The 16,452-nt window shown below is 56.4% G+C and carries 10 protein-coding genes; 2 read left to right on the top strand and 8 right to left on the bottom strand.

The genetic code is table 11. The features are described 5' to 3' along the window. The first annotated feature begins 115 nt into the window (after positions 1–115). The gene (locus ACK56M_RS14220; protein WP_102083941.1) at positions 116–1,087 is read left to right on the top strand and encodes a DNA-binding protein; all 972 of its coding nucleotides are present in this window, start codon (positions 116–118) and stop codon (positions 1,085–1,087) included. On the opposite strand, the gene ACK56M_RS14225 is transcribed toward ACK56M_RS14220, so the two are convergent. The 6 genes from ACK56M_RS14225 to ACK56M_RS14250 all read right to left on the bottom strand — a co-directional run bounded on the left by ACK56M_RS14225 (position 1,084) and on the right by ACK56M_RS14250 (position 13,690). Next, positions 1,084–3,288, bottom strand: a complete 2,205-nt coding sequence (locus tag ACK56M_RS14225) for a DEAD/DEAH box helicase (protein WP_054889917.1) — start codon at positions 3,286–3,288, stop codon at positions 1,084–1,086. The two genes, ACK56M_RS14220 and ACK56M_RS14225, sit on opposite strands and share 4 nt — an antisense overlap. Positions 3,289–3,331: 43 nt before the next feature. After that, positions 3,332–4,627, bottom strand: coding sequence for an ATP-binding protein (locus ACK56M_RS14230; protein ID WP_102083940.1), 1,296 nt, complete (start codon positions 4,625–4,627; stop codon positions 3,332–3,334). After that, positions 4,624–7,044 carry a TerB N-terminal domain-containing protein gene (locus ACK56M_RS14235; RefSeq protein ID WP_102083939.1) on the bottom strand — a complete coding sequence of 807 codons (2,421 nt, stop codon included), beginning with the start codon at positions 7,042–7,044 and terminating at the stop codon, positions 4,624–4,626. The genes ACK56M_RS14230 and ACK56M_RS14235 overlap by 4 nt, the downstream gene beginning before the upstream one ends. 210 nt (positions 7,045–7,254) lie before the next feature. Continuing rightward, the gene (locus ACK56M_RS14240) at positions 7,255–9,591 is read right to left on the bottom strand and encodes an RNaseH domain-containing protein (protein WP_029886800.1); all 2,337 of its coding nucleotides are present in this window, start codon (positions 9,589–9,591) and stop codon (positions 7,255–7,257) included. A gap of 15 nt (positions 9,592–9,606) precedes the next feature. After that, a complete protein-coding gene (locus ACK56M_RS14245; RefSeq protein ID WP_102083938.1) occupies positions 9,607–12,681 on the bottom strand; it encodes a hypothetical protein in 3,075 nt (1,024 codons plus the stop codon). Then, positions 12,659–13,690, bottom strand: a complete 1,032-nt coding sequence (locus tag ACK56M_RS14250) for a hypothetical protein (RefSeq protein ID WP_029886798.1) — start codon at positions 13,688–13,690, stop codon at positions 12,659–12,661. The genes ACK56M_RS14245 and ACK56M_RS14250 overlap by 23 nt, the downstream gene beginning before the upstream one ends. Positions 13,691–14,130: 440 nt before the next feature. Between ACK56M_RS14250 and ACK56M_RS14255 the strand changes: the two genes are divergently transcribed. Next, positions 14,131–15,546 (top strand): hypothetical protein, encoded by a 1,416-nt coding sequence (locus ACK56M_RS14255; RefSeq protein WP_102085141.1) that lies wholly within the window; start codon positions 14,131–14,133, stop codon positions 15,544–15,546. A gap of 306 nt (positions 15,547–15,852) precedes the next feature. Here ACK56M_RS14255 and ACK56M_RS14260 read toward each other — a convergent pair whose 3' ends face one another. Both ACK56M_RS14260 and ACK56M_RS14265 read right to left on the bottom strand, forming a co-directional pair. Further along, positions 15,853–16,143, bottom strand: coding sequence for a hypothetical protein (locus ACK56M_RS14260; RefSeq protein ID WP_029886796.1), 291 nt, complete (start codon positions 16,141–16,143; stop codon positions 15,853–15,855). 92 nt (positions 16,144–16,235) lie between these two features. Continuing rightward, positions 16,236–16,433 (bottom strand): hypothetical protein, encoded by a 198-nt coding sequence (locus ACK56M_RS14265; RefSeq protein WP_145997532.1) that lies wholly within the window; start codon positions 16,431–16,433, stop codon positions 16,236–16,238. Positions 16,434–16,452 lie beyond the last annotated feature (19 nt).

The following is a 16,452-nucleotide window of genomic DNA, read 5'->3' on the forward strand; positions in this document are numbered from 1 at the left end:
GCCATAACTCTTGATTATGTCTTGCCAGAAAATTGCCATTTCTATTCGATTTTACGTGCTAAAATGGCACGTAATTACATGAAACGTAAAACAGTACGAAATCGTAGGAGCTGAAATGGCTAGAGGTGGCATTAACCTGGTACTGGTACGCAAAGCGCGCGACGCTCTGCTTTCCAGAGGGCAAAACCCTAGCATTGACGCAATTCGCATCGAATTGGGAAATACCGGATCTAAGACGACAATTCAGCGATATTTGAAGGAAATCGAGTCGCATCACCCGCGCCCTTCTGCTTCCCCATCGCGCCTAAGTGATGAACTTACGGAACTGGTCGGCAAGATGCTCGAGCGACTGCTGGAGGAGGGAAATGAAGCGCTAGCGCATGAGCGGGCTGCATTCGAGCTTGAGCGGAAAACCATGAAGGCCGAGAGCAGTACACTTCAAGGTCACCTGGAACAGGCCCAGCGGGAGATCATCAAGCTGCGGTCAGCACTGCAGACTCAGGACGAGGAACTCAAGACCGCTCACTCCAGCCTTCAAGCCGAGATCACTCGTAACGCCTGGATCAGCCAGAGCTGTAGCGACCTTGAGGTTCGACTCCAAGAGAGGGACGCCCAAATTCAATCCCTCGAGGAAAAGCATAAGCATGCCAGGGAAGCGCTTGAGCACTACCGTGTATCGGTGAAAGAGCAGCGCGACCAAGATTTGAACCGTCACGAATCCCAGATCTACCAGATGCAACAAGAGGTAACCCTTCTCCTGCAGACGCTCATGGTTAAGCAGGAGGAAGCCACCCGCATGATCCGCGACAACGAACGCTTGATCGCCGAGAACCGCCAGCACGCCAAGGAAGCTAACCAGCATCGCGATGCTATCGAACATCTGAGGGGCGACCTGGGCATCGCGAATGCAGCGACTGCGCGCGCGGAAGGCGCGAAAGAGCTGCTCTCCCAGCAACTGGAAGCTAAGACTAAGGAGGCTGTAGACGCTCAGTCCGAGGCCGCGACAGGGAAACTGCGGGAAGCTGAGTTGATCCAGCAGCTTGCCAGTGCACAAGCCGACCTCGAAAGGATGGGCGACAAATCCTAGGAGAGGAGGCCACGGGCATTCGCATCGTCCTGCCCGTCCTCGCTAAGAAGCCGCGCTGTTAAGACTGCAGCCTGGAGATCAAGATGACTCGAGGCAAACGACTTCATCAGGAGCGAGCGGGGAAGGGCCCAATCCCATTTCTCTCGGATCATGTTTTCGACGTTTTCCAATATGGACTCTACATCTGAGATGTCCATTTGGCCGACCATGCGCAACGCTCTCAACGTATCCTCCCCACTGAATGCTACTTCCAGGAAGAGCCCGGTGTTTTCACACTGAATGCCCACATGCCTGAGCAACAAGGCCAGCGCATCGTTGGTATAGTCCCCTCGCCAGGTCGCAACGTGGCTTACGCTGGCAGAGCCAACAATCGCCGCGGCACTCAAGCCGAGGGCACGGAAGTTACTCCGAGCTTCCTCCAGTAGGGCTTGAGCGTGTTTGTCCAGGAAGGGACAAGGGGTGGTGTCCATCAGTACGTTTCGCATTTCAAGCCTGACGCGATCATCCACCTGCGCGCCTAGCCCATCAAACTGAGGGGGCTCGCCGCCCCGCGCCGGCGTGACCACGATCACCTTCGCTTCAAGATCGACGTCCTGAACCTGCCAGCGTCGGCCACCGAAAATGATACGTTGCCCCTTGGTCAGGGGTTTGCTGACGGGCAGCGAGCCAAGTGGTTTGCCATCCCGGAGCAAACGAAACTCTTCATCGCTCGTGAAGGCGGTGTAGAACTCATAGTGGTTGATCAACCGCTCCCCGAGTTCGCCTGGCAGCAGAAGTCCTGAGCTGTCCTGGACGATCAATTCTTTCTCACCCATACCTTTGAGCAAAGACAGGAAATCGGGCTTGGTGACGCTAGCAAAACTGCCACTTGCTATGAGATTTCCCCATAATTGCGCCGCCGAGGCACCGCCGAGCTGAGCAATCGACGACAAGCACTGCTGCACCAGTGTCGAGGCGTGTAGGCCTTCCGACCGTGGCGGTTCAAACCACCCATTGATCAGCAAGCGGATCATGGCGACCGTTTGGACAAGGCCCTCACGTAACTGATCGGAGAGATCAGACTGATCCGTTAAGGGGCGCTCGCGGCAGTACGCCCTCAGCATCGCGGGCTCACCAGGTCGACGCCCTGAGCGGCCAAGCCTTTGCCTCAGGCTCGCCACGGAGGGTGGACAGCCGATCTGTGCGACCGTCCTGATGTTGCCAATGTCTATACCCAGCTCCAGGGTCGTAGTGCATACGGCTGAAGCTGGAGGATCTCCCGCTTTCAACGCCCGTTCGGCATCCTGGCGCAGTTCCTTGGACAAGCTACCGTGGTGCGGCCAGAACTCGTTTGGAACTCCATCGTTCTCGCACAGTGATCGCAGACGGTCGGCAAACCATTCAACCTCTTGGCGCCTGTTGGGGAAGATCAGATTGTTGTGCCCCCTCAACACCTTGTACAGGTGGCCAGCAATTGCCACTTTGGTACCAGAGGTATCCTCCTGCTCGGCGTCTTCATCTGTTGACGCTTTCCCGGGGTATTCTGCCACCACCTGTTGCATCGGCTGTTCGATGTAGCCGCGTACTTGCACCTGGAGCTCCTGGCCAGAGGATTTCGACTCGATGACGGTAATGTCATCGGGGCGAACTGGCCTCAGGAATTTTCGGGCCAGCGACATCTCCCCAAGCGTCGCGGATAGCCCTACACGAGGCAGGGCCCTACCTACGACGATCTCAACCCGTTGCATGAGCGATTGCAGTTGTTTACCGCGCTCACTGCCAATGAAGGCATGGAGCTCATCGACGACGATGTAGCGCAGGTTCTGAAAAGCTCCAGGCAAACTCGAGCCTCTGTTCACGAACAGCGCCTCGAGCGACTCCGGAGTGATCAGCAAGATGCCTTCGGGCGATTTCAGGAACCGTTGTTTCTTACTTGCTGCCACATCACCATGCCAAGCAACGACGGGCAGCCCTAGCCGCTCGCACAGCCGACTGAGTCTGTCCCACTGGTCGTTGATCAGTGCCTTGAGCGGGCTGATATACAGCACCGCGCCGGCGGGTTCGCTGTCGTTGAGCAGGTTGGTCAGGATGGGGAGGAATGCAGCCTCTGTTTTACCCGCGGCGGTAGACGCTGCAATGATTACGTCGCGATCAGCACCCACCAAGGCCGGTACCGCCCACTCTTGGGCATCACGTAACGACGTCCACCCCTGTGACCAGATCCATTGCTGAACCTCGGGGTGTAGACGTTCGAACGAAGAGGAGTCAGAGCTTGAAGCTGGCGAGCTCATCGTCGGCCTCGACTTCAAGATCTTGCTGCCCACCCTCATCCCTAGACAGCTCCACGGCGCCCAGCAAAGTTCGCCAATCTGCTGTAGGGTTTTGCTCGATGACCGCGAGCAGGTTGATGAAAGCGGTAATGGTCGTGCGTGGTGTCCGGAAATATGCCTCGCCCAAGCGCTGGTTGCAGTGCGCCATGAACGCGGGGATGGCTTCGTCCGGCAGCAAGAACTTCTCAGGTACGCCGAAGGCATAGACATTGCGTAGCTTCTGCAGCAGCACGTAGAAGTCTTCAGGGGTCAGGCTGCTGAGCCGAATGACAGGCCCAGAAAGGTCGACCAGCCCAGACTTCGCAAAGCTGTTTTCCGCGAGGCGCGACTGCAGGGCAGGGTAGCTGTAGAGCCCGCGACGAGTGTCCATCAGAAACTCTGGTGTGCCGCCCAGGACAAAGCCCAGGCCTTCAGCCGAGCCCTGCAACGAATCGTTGAGGATGCGCAGGATTTGTTCGTAGTTGGCGTTCCGGGCCTGGGTATTTGCCAGTTTGTATAGGTTGACTAACTCATCCAGGCACACCATCAGTCCGCCGAAGCCAGCGAGGCGCACGAACCGTGACAGCAATTTCAATTGATCGTAAACGGAGGCATCGTCGACGATCGTACGCACGCCTAGTGCAGCGCGGGCGTCGGTCTTGGTGGAAAATTCCCCGCGCAGCCACCGGATGGCATCAGCCTTAAGCTGCTCATTCCCTTCCTCGAAACCGCGGCAGTAGGCGGCAATGACGTCGGCGAAGTCATAGCCGTTGACCATCTCGGTGAGCTCCGACAGGTACTCACGAATGACAACCTCGCCCTCGACACCTTTGGCCTTGGCTTCCGTTTTAGCCTGGGAGATGAATTTCTCGACGATACCCTGGAGCGCGCCGCCATCGGGTTTGGTACGCGTGGCCATGTTTTTGGCCAGCTCGGAGTAAAGGGAGCGCGCCTGGCCACCGGAAGCATGAAGACGACGGTCAGGGTTCAAATCGGCGTGCATGGTGACGAGCTTGCGCTCCATGGCGATGCCGCGCACCAGGTTGAGGAAGAAGGTTTTACCCGCACCGTACTCGCCAACGACGACGCGGAATGCGGAACCGCCATCTGCGAGACGATCCACATCCTTGAGCAGCGAGTCGAGCTCACCCGCCCGACCTACCTGGATCAGGTGCTGCCCAACACGGGGCACTACGCCTGCGCGCAGCGATTGAATGACCGCGTCGCGATCCTTGGCTCGTATCTTACTCATAGGGCTAATTCATCCAGAATGTCGGGGTTGATCTCTATGGGGTCGTCGCCTTCAGTCACGGGCATGTCGAACAGCTCAAACGCTGTGTCGTTGATCCGTTCAAGAGCGCCATCCAACATCAGTTCCATATCACTGGCTGCGTCTTCCAGATCAGCGCGGCTCCATTCAGTCCTAGAAACCAACAAACGGAGGAACGCAGAATGCTCAACGTCCAAACCATGTACGGTAGCAAGCTGTTCGGCGGTACTGCCTTCCTGTTCTTGGGGGGCTTCTTGTCCCGAGGCATTAGGTGTTTCAGCAGGCGATTCTTCATTGAAGACGCTGGCCAGAAGCGCCGACACCTCTGCTGTTTCTTGTTGCAGACGAGCGACCTTGTCCATGTCCAGGGCAAAGCCTGTACTACTGCTTTCTGAAGACGGTGCCATAGTGGCCGACGCGGCAGTTGCAGTCATTGCCTCCACGACCTGGGAAGGGCGAACGGCTGCACTATGGAGGTCGCTGTAGACGAACTGCGGATCGAGAGCGAGCGATTTGTACACGCGCTCAAGCAGCTTCACCTCCTGCGGTGTCACCTCACCATCTGCTTGCGCCAGGTGGGCCAGGAAACTGGCAATTCTTCGTTTGGCCTCAAGGGGCAGCGGCTCAAGTTTCTTCTTGAGGCTTGCCAGCGTGGGCGGCTGCTTCAATTGAATCTGGAGATGCGCCTTCAAGCGTTTGCGATGCGCGACGCAGAGGTGATCCCATGAGTCAATGTGGCCTGACAGCAGATTCACCTCCTCAAGCGAGGTGTCACCGTCTGCCGCAGCTACTGCACTGGCCAGATCTAAGGTCACTGCTGCAGCGCTGTAAGCATCTGTAGAGCGAAGAGTGCCTTCGTCAGAGTCCGCGGCGAACAGCGCGATGGTGTCTTCTGCCTTGGGCGTACGGCTGCCAGAAAGGACATCGGGCTCCAATCCAATTCGCTTGCTTTCCAAGGCCCGGGCGAGTGCGACGACTTTGTCGCGGGAGAGCGCGCCGGCTGATTTGAATCGGCCTGCCAGCTCACCGAAACTCATGCAGATGGTTTCGCCCCCGACGCGTTGCTCCAACTGTTCAAGTTCTGCTTTTGCTTCAGCGGGCCAGAGTTCTGTTGGCAACTGCAGGATGGCTTCCAGGCTATTTTCCGCGTCCGGATTGCGCCCCAGATACCGACTGAACGCGTCGAGTACGACGGTGCATTCCTCGACAATGACCTGCAGCTTGTTGCGCGTTCCTGAGGTTGCCGCAACATCGGGAAGGTCACCTACGGCCACTGCCGGAACGCTCAATCCAGCAGAAGCAGGGCGATAGGCAATCTTCAGCTTGGTCTTGTTCTGAGGAAGCACAATTCCGTTGGGGTAGCGTTTTGCGAATTCGTTTTTGAAGAGCTCTGCGAATTGCTCCGGACACCGGGTCACGGGTGTACGCCTGGAAATGTTGGGTTCTGCAAGCGCCCAGGCCAATGCCCAGCTCGGGTTGAGCGGATACTTGTCCACAGCCATCTGACCCAGCGCAACGCGCAGTGACATCGGCAGCTCATAACCGTCTGTGGAAGTGGCGGCGGGCTCACTCATGTAGCTTTGAGGTTGAACAGAACCTGTGTCGATATGGGCGAGGAAGCGAGTAGCGTAGCTGCGGAAAGAATTGTTGTCGCCGTAAAGACCAAGCAAGCGCTCGACCTCAGCCTTGATGGCTGGGATCTCTGCCTTGGCCTGAGGGTCAGTCGGTGCATCGACCAGCGCGCGGCGTTCAAGCCCGTAGAAAAACAGGAACACATAACCTGCATCGGCAGGCTGGCGGCGACCGCCTGCCAACCATTGCAGATACGCTCGCCGCGCCTCAGGCGTGATGCTTCGGTAGCTTGGCCAATAGGGCATCTGCCGCTCGGTGAGGTTCATAGGTGAGCGTGCGACTCGAAGCGTAGCATCGATCAAGGACGGTTCAGTTTGGCCGAATTGTGTCGCTCGTTCGGTGATGTAGAGCATTCCGCCTGGGATGGCCAGCCCAGCCACGTTGATGGACTCACCTTCAGCAAGCCAACGAACCCCCGTGGGCTTAGCACTTGGCTTTGGGATGGCGTAGCTCTGACTATCGCTGGACGAGCCGATTTGGACGGTATGGAAATCTCGCTCGCGGGTATTCGTGCTGAACTGGACGGTTACTGTGGGGGAGGTTGCTTGTCGAGAAGACGCAGCGTTCTCCGCGGCAATATCGTCTTCAGGAACGTAGGGCTTTGCCTGGGTGGTGCGCCTGACCACCCATACCAACACGCCTATGCCCAGGATCACCCCAAGGGCGATCCATACCTGTTTTGGAATCTGTGCCAAGAGGGCAACGACGAACAACAAGGCGTACAGAGCGATCGACCCGCCGCCGCCCCCTTTGAGCTTCCGTGGCATATGAGTGTTCCGTACAGTTGGTAATAGCCAAGTGACATTCTTGCGGATTTTTCGAGGGCGGCCAAGCTGAACAGACGAAGGGATTGCTCGAAAAATTCTGGTCTGGGTCGCCAGTAGAGTTGGTCTACGAGACTCAGGCAGAGCATTCTGCTATCGCGGCTTAGGAAACTACGACGCTGGTCTTCTTACGACACCAACTCTACGGGCATCTTAGGCAAATGAGTTTCTCTGTGCTTCAACGTAGGGGTGGTCAACCGCGATCTTCTTCCCGAGGTGCATAGGGCCCGGCAACCGGATGTACCAGTCCCAAAGCGGCGCATGACGGCATAGAAGACCGATGCCTTCCGCCACAACGGCTTCACTCTGGAAAGCGCCGGGCTGGAGGACAACCAGTTCAGTCACGCCTAGATGATGCCACGGCTTATCCAGCCCTTCATCTGCACTGTATCGATTGGCATTGCGATGAGAGGGTTCTTTGTTGTAATGCCTGGATGGCGAAACAAAGTAGTGAACGCGGTGGTCGTCCTCTGCGCTGTAGAGCCCGATGTGATTGCCGATATGCGCCGGAGTAGCTGGCGATTTCGAATGGTTGCCGGTCACCAGCGCGCTGTTCTCATCGCAACGTACCCTGACGACGGCCGCATCAGTTGGTATCGGAGGAAGATCCCCGGCAGGAGCGTCCTGCAGCGCTTTGTAGATTCGAGCTAGCCCCTTGTCGAGGCATACAATCAACGGTTGCTCCAGAGCACGTCTTGGCGCAAGGAAAGCTTGATCGACCAGGCGCATGACCTCCTGCTCGCTGAAAAGCTTCCTGGTGCTATGGATGAGGGCAGCGGCATCGCCATACGGATACCAACGGCCAACCGAGCCATCCCCATTGCTTCCCCAGAAAACCTCCGCTCTCTGACTGCGGGTTTCAATGCGTGTGATGACCGGCAGATGAACATACCCGCCTTCCTCTGATATGCGTTCCAGATACACAGACAGGATCATGGTATTCGGGGCCAACCGCGGTGCTTCCGGAAGCGGCATTGGAATAAGCCCATGCAGCCGAATGCACTCGATCAATGCGTTCAGCGCCGGATGATCTGCATCGAGCTTCCCCCGACGCACTCGTCTGACGGGAGGATGGAAGATGAACTGGGTTCGAACGCCGTGGCGAGCGAACAGATCACGCAATTTGTGCTTGGAATCGCTCAACTTGTTCCTCGCCAGTTCTGGCGTGGTTTCGACGATGACCACTTGCGCCGAAGTACGCTGTATTTCAGGAAGCACCTCTGATTTGAACCACGCTTCCATATTGGCATCGCTCTGACAAGGCTGGAGTAGGTACGTTGCGGTCTCCGGCACCGAGAGGCGTTTGAGTTCAAAAGATGGGGCTTCAAGCCGCTTGAACAGCTTGGCCTGAGTCGCAAGATCCTGAGTGGCCACATGAAGACGCATGACAAGGTCAGCAGAAGCGGCAAGCACCATGACCGGTAGGGCTGGCAAAGTCGATTCACCGACTGACCGTTTTTGCCGGAAACCGGAAATCACCCTTTGCGCCAGCATCGGCTCGGTACCAGGTACGCATTCGGTGAGATGAAAACTGGCTTCATCAAAGAACAGTGGGCCGGCGCCAGCCCCAATCGCGGCGTTAGACGGAGTAGTCGCAAAAATGGGACGGATGCAGCTATCTGGGGGAATGTCTCCCTCAACGATGGCGGGCAGCGGATCATACCCAAGGTAACCTAGGATGCGGCTGGTGGGGTGCACGTAATGGGTCACCCACTTTCCATCAACGGCTGGGGGCGTTTTGACTCTACAGCAGACGATCCCGTTATTCGAATTCACCCAGGCATGTAGCTTCTTCCCCACCCAATTAGGCATCACTCGGTTGATATGCACCCTCAGGTCGAGGTAGGGCTTTTGATGTCCGGGGAGCAGGGACAGCTTCAGGTCGAGCACATGGTGGGCGATCTCTCCCTGCTCGGCCGCCAATATGGGAGTATCCCATGTCAGAAGCGTCATCCCGTCTCTGTTGTGTCGATAGTCCGCTGTCTCAAACAGTTTCACCGGTGCGCCTGGCTGGGTCTTCATGAGCTTGGCAGCCATGCGCTGCCCCACGAGCCATGGTACGACAGCGTAGGCACCGCCCTTGGTAGCACTTGGCGTGAATAACGTCTCGGCCTCCAGCGGAATCAGCTCTTTGACCACTAGGCGTTTGGCGATACCAGGAAGGCTATGGCTGTAGGACTTCAGCACTTCCTCCCCCCAAATCTCCAGTGCTTCGTTGAGTATGGAGAGGGGGATCTCATTGAGCATGAGCAACGCTGCAGCATCAGCCCGGGGCGACGGCCTGGCGTTGGCCTTCACCGGCCCCCTGGAAATCACGGCAAGCAGTTCTTGCAAGCCTCGAGTCGGAAGATTCCTCTCCTTAAATGGGGCTACCGCTTCGATCGCTCGCCAGGCGTCATAGAACTCTGGATCAACCACGGACTGGTAGACATGCCCCAACTGAGCAGGGTCGAACCGGAACAGATTAGTGCGAAGGTGCTTTGTGCTCATTGACGCATGCTCCCCTTATCGAATGTATTGCTCCATTGCACCGGCCATGCCGGCATGCTCCCGGCAGAAGTCATCCCATTCCCCATCTTTCTTCATATGCTGGATGCTAGCCCTCAGCAAATCAGCCCAGGACGTTTTGCCATCGACAAACGCTGCATCACCAAAATAGCAAGTGATGGGCGTTTCACCACGGCGCCCCCTACCTGCCAGCTGCGCCAGGTCGACCAAGATGTTCATGATCGTGAAGTGGCGGATGTTCTCCGGCTGGCTGGAAAAATTGGGCAAGGCGTACCGAATCGCATTGAGATTACGGTAAGCCAGTGACCTGGACGCAGCCATCGCCTCGCCGGGTGTTCTGTAGACGCCGAGGCTTTTACTGTTGTCATACGTAACATGCCCCAAGGTGTCAGCTGGATTGTCGGAGGGCGGAAGCGGTCGAACACACACAATGATGGCGCCGATAGCGGAGCGACCGTTGGGGTGGACAATGTTATGGCCACGCGCTATCGGTGACAGCGAACTCACTAGGAAGCGCTTCGCCTGATGCTCTCCGGTCAACAGCCCAGGCAGGTCATGATGGAACATGGCGCAATCTGCCGGCATTTCCGTTGGGCGGGCGGCAGCACTTTTGCCTCGAACCCATAGCACCTGTTCACCCAGACACCCCAAATCCTCTGATGGCGCTAGTTTGCTAAATGCATGACGCAGCGCTATCGCAAGCACCTCGGCATCTGAATCGCTGTTGGTTATCAGGACGAAACGGCCCCGGGTAGGATCCGCCTTCAATTGGGCCTGCAGCATTGGCGGCAAACACAAGGCAAGTTCTTCGGCCAGTTCTCTCACCTTGCGCTTTCGTGCCCTGGGTAGGCTTCCAGAAATCTGAGCTGTCGTTGCCAGGTTGCAGAAAGAAATCTGTCCCGAGGCATCCGGAACATCAATGAGGTCGTTCGCAGGCAGGTCATAACGGCTCGCACCTGGAAAGTGCGCGGTGGCCGAAAGCCCAATGAAAACGCGCTGTGCGTTTGAAAAAGCCAGGGAGGTGAGGTTGGGTAGAAACTGCAAAGTGGCGTGCGGGTCGCCCTTCAGCGTTTCCACATGCAGGGTCGCAGGGCCATGATCCCCAACCTGGTATTTGAATCCGCAGATGGGATGCTGGAGTGGCCCGTTACGAACAAGTGTTACTGTGGGAGTTCCCTCCAAAGCATTCTCCACCTCACGGGCGTCAGGGATGTCAGCCCAAATCAAATCCCGCATGTAGCGGTGGAGTATGGCTATCTGCTCCTGGATAAGGCCCAAAGCTCCGCGCAGGATCAGCGCCGCCTTCATATCTCCTGATTTGGTTCCCGCTTTCCGAATGTGTCCTGCATCAGAAAGCCGTTTGAGGATATTGGTCAGTTGGCGGATTATATCTGCTGGCGCTCGGGCTTCCTTGATGCCCCAATAGGTCAAATTGTCGTGCAGGTCATGCAGCTCTTTCGGCACTGACCGATCATTCAGGTGGTACAAGGCTTCAAGCATGTCATGGTCGACCTGGAGCGTATGCTGCAACATCTTGTCCTCGGACTGAGGCCATCGCATGCCATGGCTAGGCCATCGAAAATGCTTTTCATCGCACAGGTCGAGTATTTCATCCGGTGTTTGCGCAGTGAAAGTCAGCGCCCACTTCAAGACGTTGAACTTGCTCTGCTTCATGCCCTGGATTCCGGGACGGCTGTCGACCTCCGTCCGCAGGCGAGCAAGCGCCGTGTCGTGTCGTTTTCCTCCCAGTTCCAGGGTTGTGGTGCAATTCTTGATCGTACGGCTGAGCAGCCCATCAATCTCATCCACTAGGAAAATCGATTTAGTGCGAAGCAAAAGCTCCAAGTAGCTGCGCCTTGAGCCAAAACGGTCGCTGTCCTCAAGCGGGATACTGGTCGAGGCCGCGAGCAGGGCGTCGTGATTCACCACCACGATGTCAGCTTTCAGCGCGCCGGCAAGCATCGAGGTCTTCCCACATTTGAAGAGGAATGGGCAGTGCGCGATTTTTGAAATGCGCTTATTGCCCTGGCCTATCGATTCCACTAATCGAAGTCCAAAACACGGCTCCCTAGAGGAGGGGATCGGTACTCCATCACTGGCATGCCCCTGTAGCAGGCAAATATGCTCATACGGTGGAGATTGGCCACCTGCATCGAATTGCCGCGCGGCAATCTCAGCCAGGCGACGTTCGCCGTGCAGAGGAGCCACTGTCAGGTGTGGGGCGATGATACTGAGCGAGTCTCTCAACTCGGCGGTCAATCCCTCCACTTCCAGCAGCCCGGGCACCACGAGCACGACGGATTCACCTCGGCAAGCAGCATCGATGGCCATCATGACCACCAACACGGTTTTGCCCGAGCCGGTAGGTGCATTAACCCGATAAAAAATTCCCGCTGCTGCCTCCACGCTGCGCTCGCGCCGCAAGATGTTCTGCAAGCTTTTCAGATGGCTCCCATGTAAGAGAGGCGAAGCGTCCAGTTGCTCAGCGATAGCCTTGAGCGCCGCGTAACTCCAGTGAGCCTCATGAGCTTCCGGCCGGACGGGAATCGGCAGTGTTTGATCAGGCGGGGGTAACGCTGGAAGATCACTTTCATCAAACGAATAGTATTGGTAGCGCTCGCCAAATTTAGCTCGCAAGTCAAAACCCCTGTCGACAGGAATTTGCTTGCGAGTAGGGGGCTGGTGCCGGCGAACAATTTGTAGGTAATCCTGGATCAGATCCCCCGCGTCCAAGACTTGAGCCAGCCGGTAGCGATGGTCAAATGTGAGCCTGACCAAGTCTGGATCGTCGACAAGAATGAAGTAGCTGTGAGGCTGCAGCATCACACTCTGGGCGGTGTACAGAAAGACCCGTGGCTCCGTAATTTCCGGATGTATAAAGCGCAGCGCAACGGCCAAGGACGCCTGCTCCTCCCTCGTTAGAGCATGAAGTCCTCCCCAATGAGCCAATTGGCCAGAAGCCAGCGCCGCAGCATCTCCAATGGTGGGAGTATTGCCCACATCTCGGCAAGCGATGGCCAAAAAGAGAATGCAGCCGGCCTCGACACGATCACGCTCGGCGCTTGAGTTCATTGAGGCAACTGCTGTAGGTATGAATGTATGGCCCCAAACGCTCTCTCAGTGCAGGCAGAGATCGAACCTGGTAGTCGGGAATCACAATCCAGCGATTTGGCCCACGGCTGGCAGGCTGCAGGTGTGCTTCAAGGGCTTCGGGGTAGCGCCACACCTTGGCGTCCAAATCCAGGGGCATACCACCTACGTCGATGCGCACGTCCGCCTCATCGACATCCGGCCACAGCGTTGGAAGAAAGCCCATCACGCGCAGGCCTTTAGCGAGCTGAATCTCCAGCAATCCGGGTAGCAAAGTGAACTTCCAGTAGGCATCTTGCAGTACCAAGGTCTCATCGTTGACCACCTGGCCCTTCAGGCTATTGCCATCCAACCGGTTGATGACCTGGCGGCGATGCAGGTCGAAGATGCTTCCAGCGTGCTCGCACCACTGCGAGGGGCACGCTATGTGGGACTGAGTGATCGTCATTGGCCAGTGGCACGAAGGGCACAGGTACATCTTGCCGGCAAGCACCTCATGGCGTTCCGGTGGCCTGTAGAGGTCTTCCACGGAAAGGTCGAGAGGCTGAAACAACACGCGAAGCGGGTGGCGGGTTGTCTTGCCATTCAATACCAGGAACTCCCGGAAGCTTCGGTACAGCTCATCACCCTCAGGGATTGCCTTGCAAATGTCCCTCACGCGACGAATCAGATGCTGGGTCTGCTCGTACTGCTCCCGGGTATTAAACTCCAACAACAGCTCTGTGCAGGTTCGGGTGGGGGTATTAGAGGGTGCTAGAAGCACGCCAGTGAGCTTCCCGCGGATCTCATCCGGCAGCCATGCCTCTAGAGGGCGACGGAAATTGACTTCCAGCTCTTGTGCCGTCATCACAATATGGTCTGGGTGCAATCGGTGGAGGTGGGCGCTGGCCTGCCTGAGCAGCTCAAATCCCTCAACACGATTGCGCGCGCACTTTGACGCTGCATCGGCAAGCCTCCACAGGAGATTTCTCCGGTATGCTTCTCTGTCCAAGGGATGGTGCTCCTGTAATCCCAAGAGTCGCTAGCCCCCCGCTAATCGCCTTGCAGAGGCCTTTGTACCCGCGACGATTGAGGCCTGTCGTTCAATACTGGCTCATTCATTCGTTTTTGCCAGTATTGACTGACCATGCGGCGTGATAACAGTAGCCCGCCAGATCGCCCCTGCTGAGTCAGTGCTCCAGGATTTCACTCATGACTCATGAGCAGGGCTTCCTCCAGCGCAACGGCTAGCGCTTCAGCGCCGCACATCAGCATAATGACTCCCGCATCTGCAGAGCGAGCATGCTGCAGTGGAGCTGGCCATTATCCGATCGTTCAATGGCTACAGCTTTATCGGCCTGAGATAATCCCAAAGCAGATACCAATTCGTTTTCCTCGCAGGGGAGGGTGTCGTCGACAGCCGATAGTCCCATTTCGACGCGAGGATGCTTGGTGGCCTTAGCGTTTATTTTTCCATATGGCACGGCATGGGTAGATATGGATATTGGCTTCGTAGATTTAGACATCCTAGTCACAAAAATTCGAAATCCCGCTTCCAAGCGTTACTTTCTCGATGCTATCAAAGCCTACAAAGCCGGAGCCCTAAGGGGATCACTCACTTCACTTTGGGTTGCATTAGCCTACGATTTGATCGCCAAGTATCGTGAGATCAGCGCTCAAGGAGATGCAGCTGCTGCTCAATTCATCAAGCAATGGGACGCTGCCACTGCAGCTGACAATATTCCTAAATTATTGACGCTGGAAGGTGAAATTCTTGACCATGCGACGGACACGACGCAGGTTCTTGACCCTATTGCCAAGCGTCATTTACACCGTCTGCGACTAGATAGACACCTGTGCGCACATCCTGCTTTCTCAGCCGAAGCTGAGCTTTTTGAACCATCACCAGAGCTGGTGAGGCTTCACCTTGTCAATGTCATCGATTGCGTACTGTCGCGTGAGCCGCGCCAAGGAAAAGCGATCTATGACATTTACAGCCTGGATGTCCAGTCAGCTGGGTTTCCGACATACCCTGACCAGATCCATGAATATGTGGATCAGCGGTATTTGAAGCGCATCAAGACACAGAATTTGCAAAATTTTGGCACAGTTTTGGGCAAATCATTATTGAAAGGGACTCCCCCTGAGTGGGAGACGCACCAGCAAAAAATTGCCCATACCTTAATGGCTCTGCGCAATAGGGCTCCTGACGCTTGGCCTGATATTTGTACAGCAATCCTGAGGCTCATTGACAACGCTGAGCCTGCATCACGACCTCGTGCAATCTCCCTGCTGGCGGTGTTCCCTGCGTTCTGGTCACAACTGGAGCCTGCAACCCAAACCGCGCTCGTTGAAACTGCCGCGAACTTTGATCCTACGAACGCGCCTGATTATCGGACTCTCGCTGGCGTTTCAGTACCTGCCTTGCGAGAAGGCTTGCTGAACGTTATCCAAGACATGAGTGACGCTCATCTTGAGCAGGTGATCAGCGTATCGCCGATTCCAGAACTGTGGGATCGGGCTGTCTCGAGCTACGGCGAATCAGGAAGTTTCAGGGGGTCAGAGATCCGCTTCCGCAGTCTGCTTGCACCATTCTCCGGAAGGCTCACCAGCCCACAGCTTGACCTTCTCCTGGCTACGCTCATGAGCAACAGCCAATGCTGGAATGCTGCCGCCACTGAGGGCCTTCTGCTGGGGCTGCTTCGGGACGCTGAACCACATGACTTACCAAGTAATCAAGCTAAGGACAGTTTTTTCCAGGAAGCTGTCCGGAAGAGCGCTTACTCCCAATTTACGAATGTTTTCAGCTTTTTCATCAGCCACGGCTGGATTCGGCCGCAACCAGAGGTCGATGACGACCCTGAGTAGCCGTTAGTAAGCAGATTGAGTGTCCCGCCATCCTGGCGCGCGTAGAGAGATAACCGTTCATCGGCAAAACCTATATGTTAGGTTAAGCATATATTGAAAGCACTACATATTGGGCTAGGTTGTGTTTGAGAGCCTACATATGGTGTTTTGCCATGAATGAAGCCCATATCGAGAAAGCAGCGACCGATCTGCTCATGCAGATTTACCGTGATCGCCGGTTCCTGTGGCAGATCAAGATATTCCGTCGATGATGATGCTCAGCCCCGGATCGCTGCCATGGTCTGCGGCTACGACTACCATGAGCATCTAGGTGTGACCTGGGTCGTAAAGCGTACGGCCGTATTGAGCCAATCCAATGCCAAGGTTGCCCAGCGCCATACCCAGGATCTGATTGTCCTCCAAGGCGTTGCGCCATTCCCCAAGCGCCTCGATCCATCGCCCACACGCCTTGAGCGTATTGCCTAGGTTGCAGTAGATTCGGGAGCGAAGCATTGGTGCCAGCTCTTTAAAGCCTGAGTGATGTAATGAGGCGCGCAGGAAATAAAGCTGTTTGAGCAGAGCAGGGTGGTCAAGGGTATCGTCCTTCCATGACTGCACCACCAGCTTCCTGAGCGCGGCCCATGCATTGGAACATGAGTAGTAAACGAGGCATCCGTTCTCCGGTTCGACGCGCGAAGCCACAACCTCCGCTAGCTCTGTCGCATGCCGCAGACGCCTTCATCGCCGCCATCCCCTGCAGCATCGATCAATGAGTCATAAAGGCGCCGAAGACGAGGAGCGTCGCCTGGGCTGCAGAGCTGTTCATTCAATGCCTTCAGAAGGTGAGAGCGGTCGTCGGCGTGGGGTTCATAACCCTGCTCAGAAAAACGGCTGGCGAAATCGTCCATAGGCAATCACTGCGATGAG

Source organism: Pseudomonas sp. s4 (assembly GCF_046764235.1).
In the GTDB taxonomy this organism is placed as follows: Bacteria; Pseudomonadota; Gammaproteobacteria; order Pseudomonadales; family Pseudomonadaceae; genus Aquipseudomonas; species Aquipseudomonas asiatica.

What these genes read in the sequence shown, in the direction of transcription:
- ACK56M_RS14220 (WP_102083941.1), top strand. Translation starts at nt 116, where the DNA reads ATGGCTAGAGGTGGCATTAACCTGGTACTGGTACGCAAAGCGCGCGAC.
- ACK56M_RS14230 (WP_102083940.1), bottom strand. Translation starts at nt 4,627, where the DNA reads ATGAGTAAGATACGAGCCAAGGATCGCGACGCGGTCATTCAATCGCTG.
- ACK56M_RS14235 (WP_102083939.1), bottom strand. Translation starts at nt 7,044, where the DNA reads ATGCCACGGAAGCTCAAAGGGGGCGGCGGCGGGTCGATCGCTCTGTAC.
- ACK56M_RS14240 (WP_029886800.1), bottom strand. Translation starts at nt 9,591, where the DNA reads ATGAGCACAAAGCACCTTCGCACTAATCTGTTCCGGTTCGACCCTGCT.
- ACK56M_RS14245 (WP_102083938.1), bottom strand. Translation starts at nt 12,681, where the DNA reads ATGAACTCAAGCGCCGAGCGTGATCGTGTCGAGGCCGGCTGCATTCTC.
- ACK56M_RS14265 (WP_145997532.1), bottom strand. Translation starts at nt 16,433, where the DNA reads ATGGACGATTTCGCCAGCCGTTTTTCTGAGCAGGGTTATGAACCCCAC.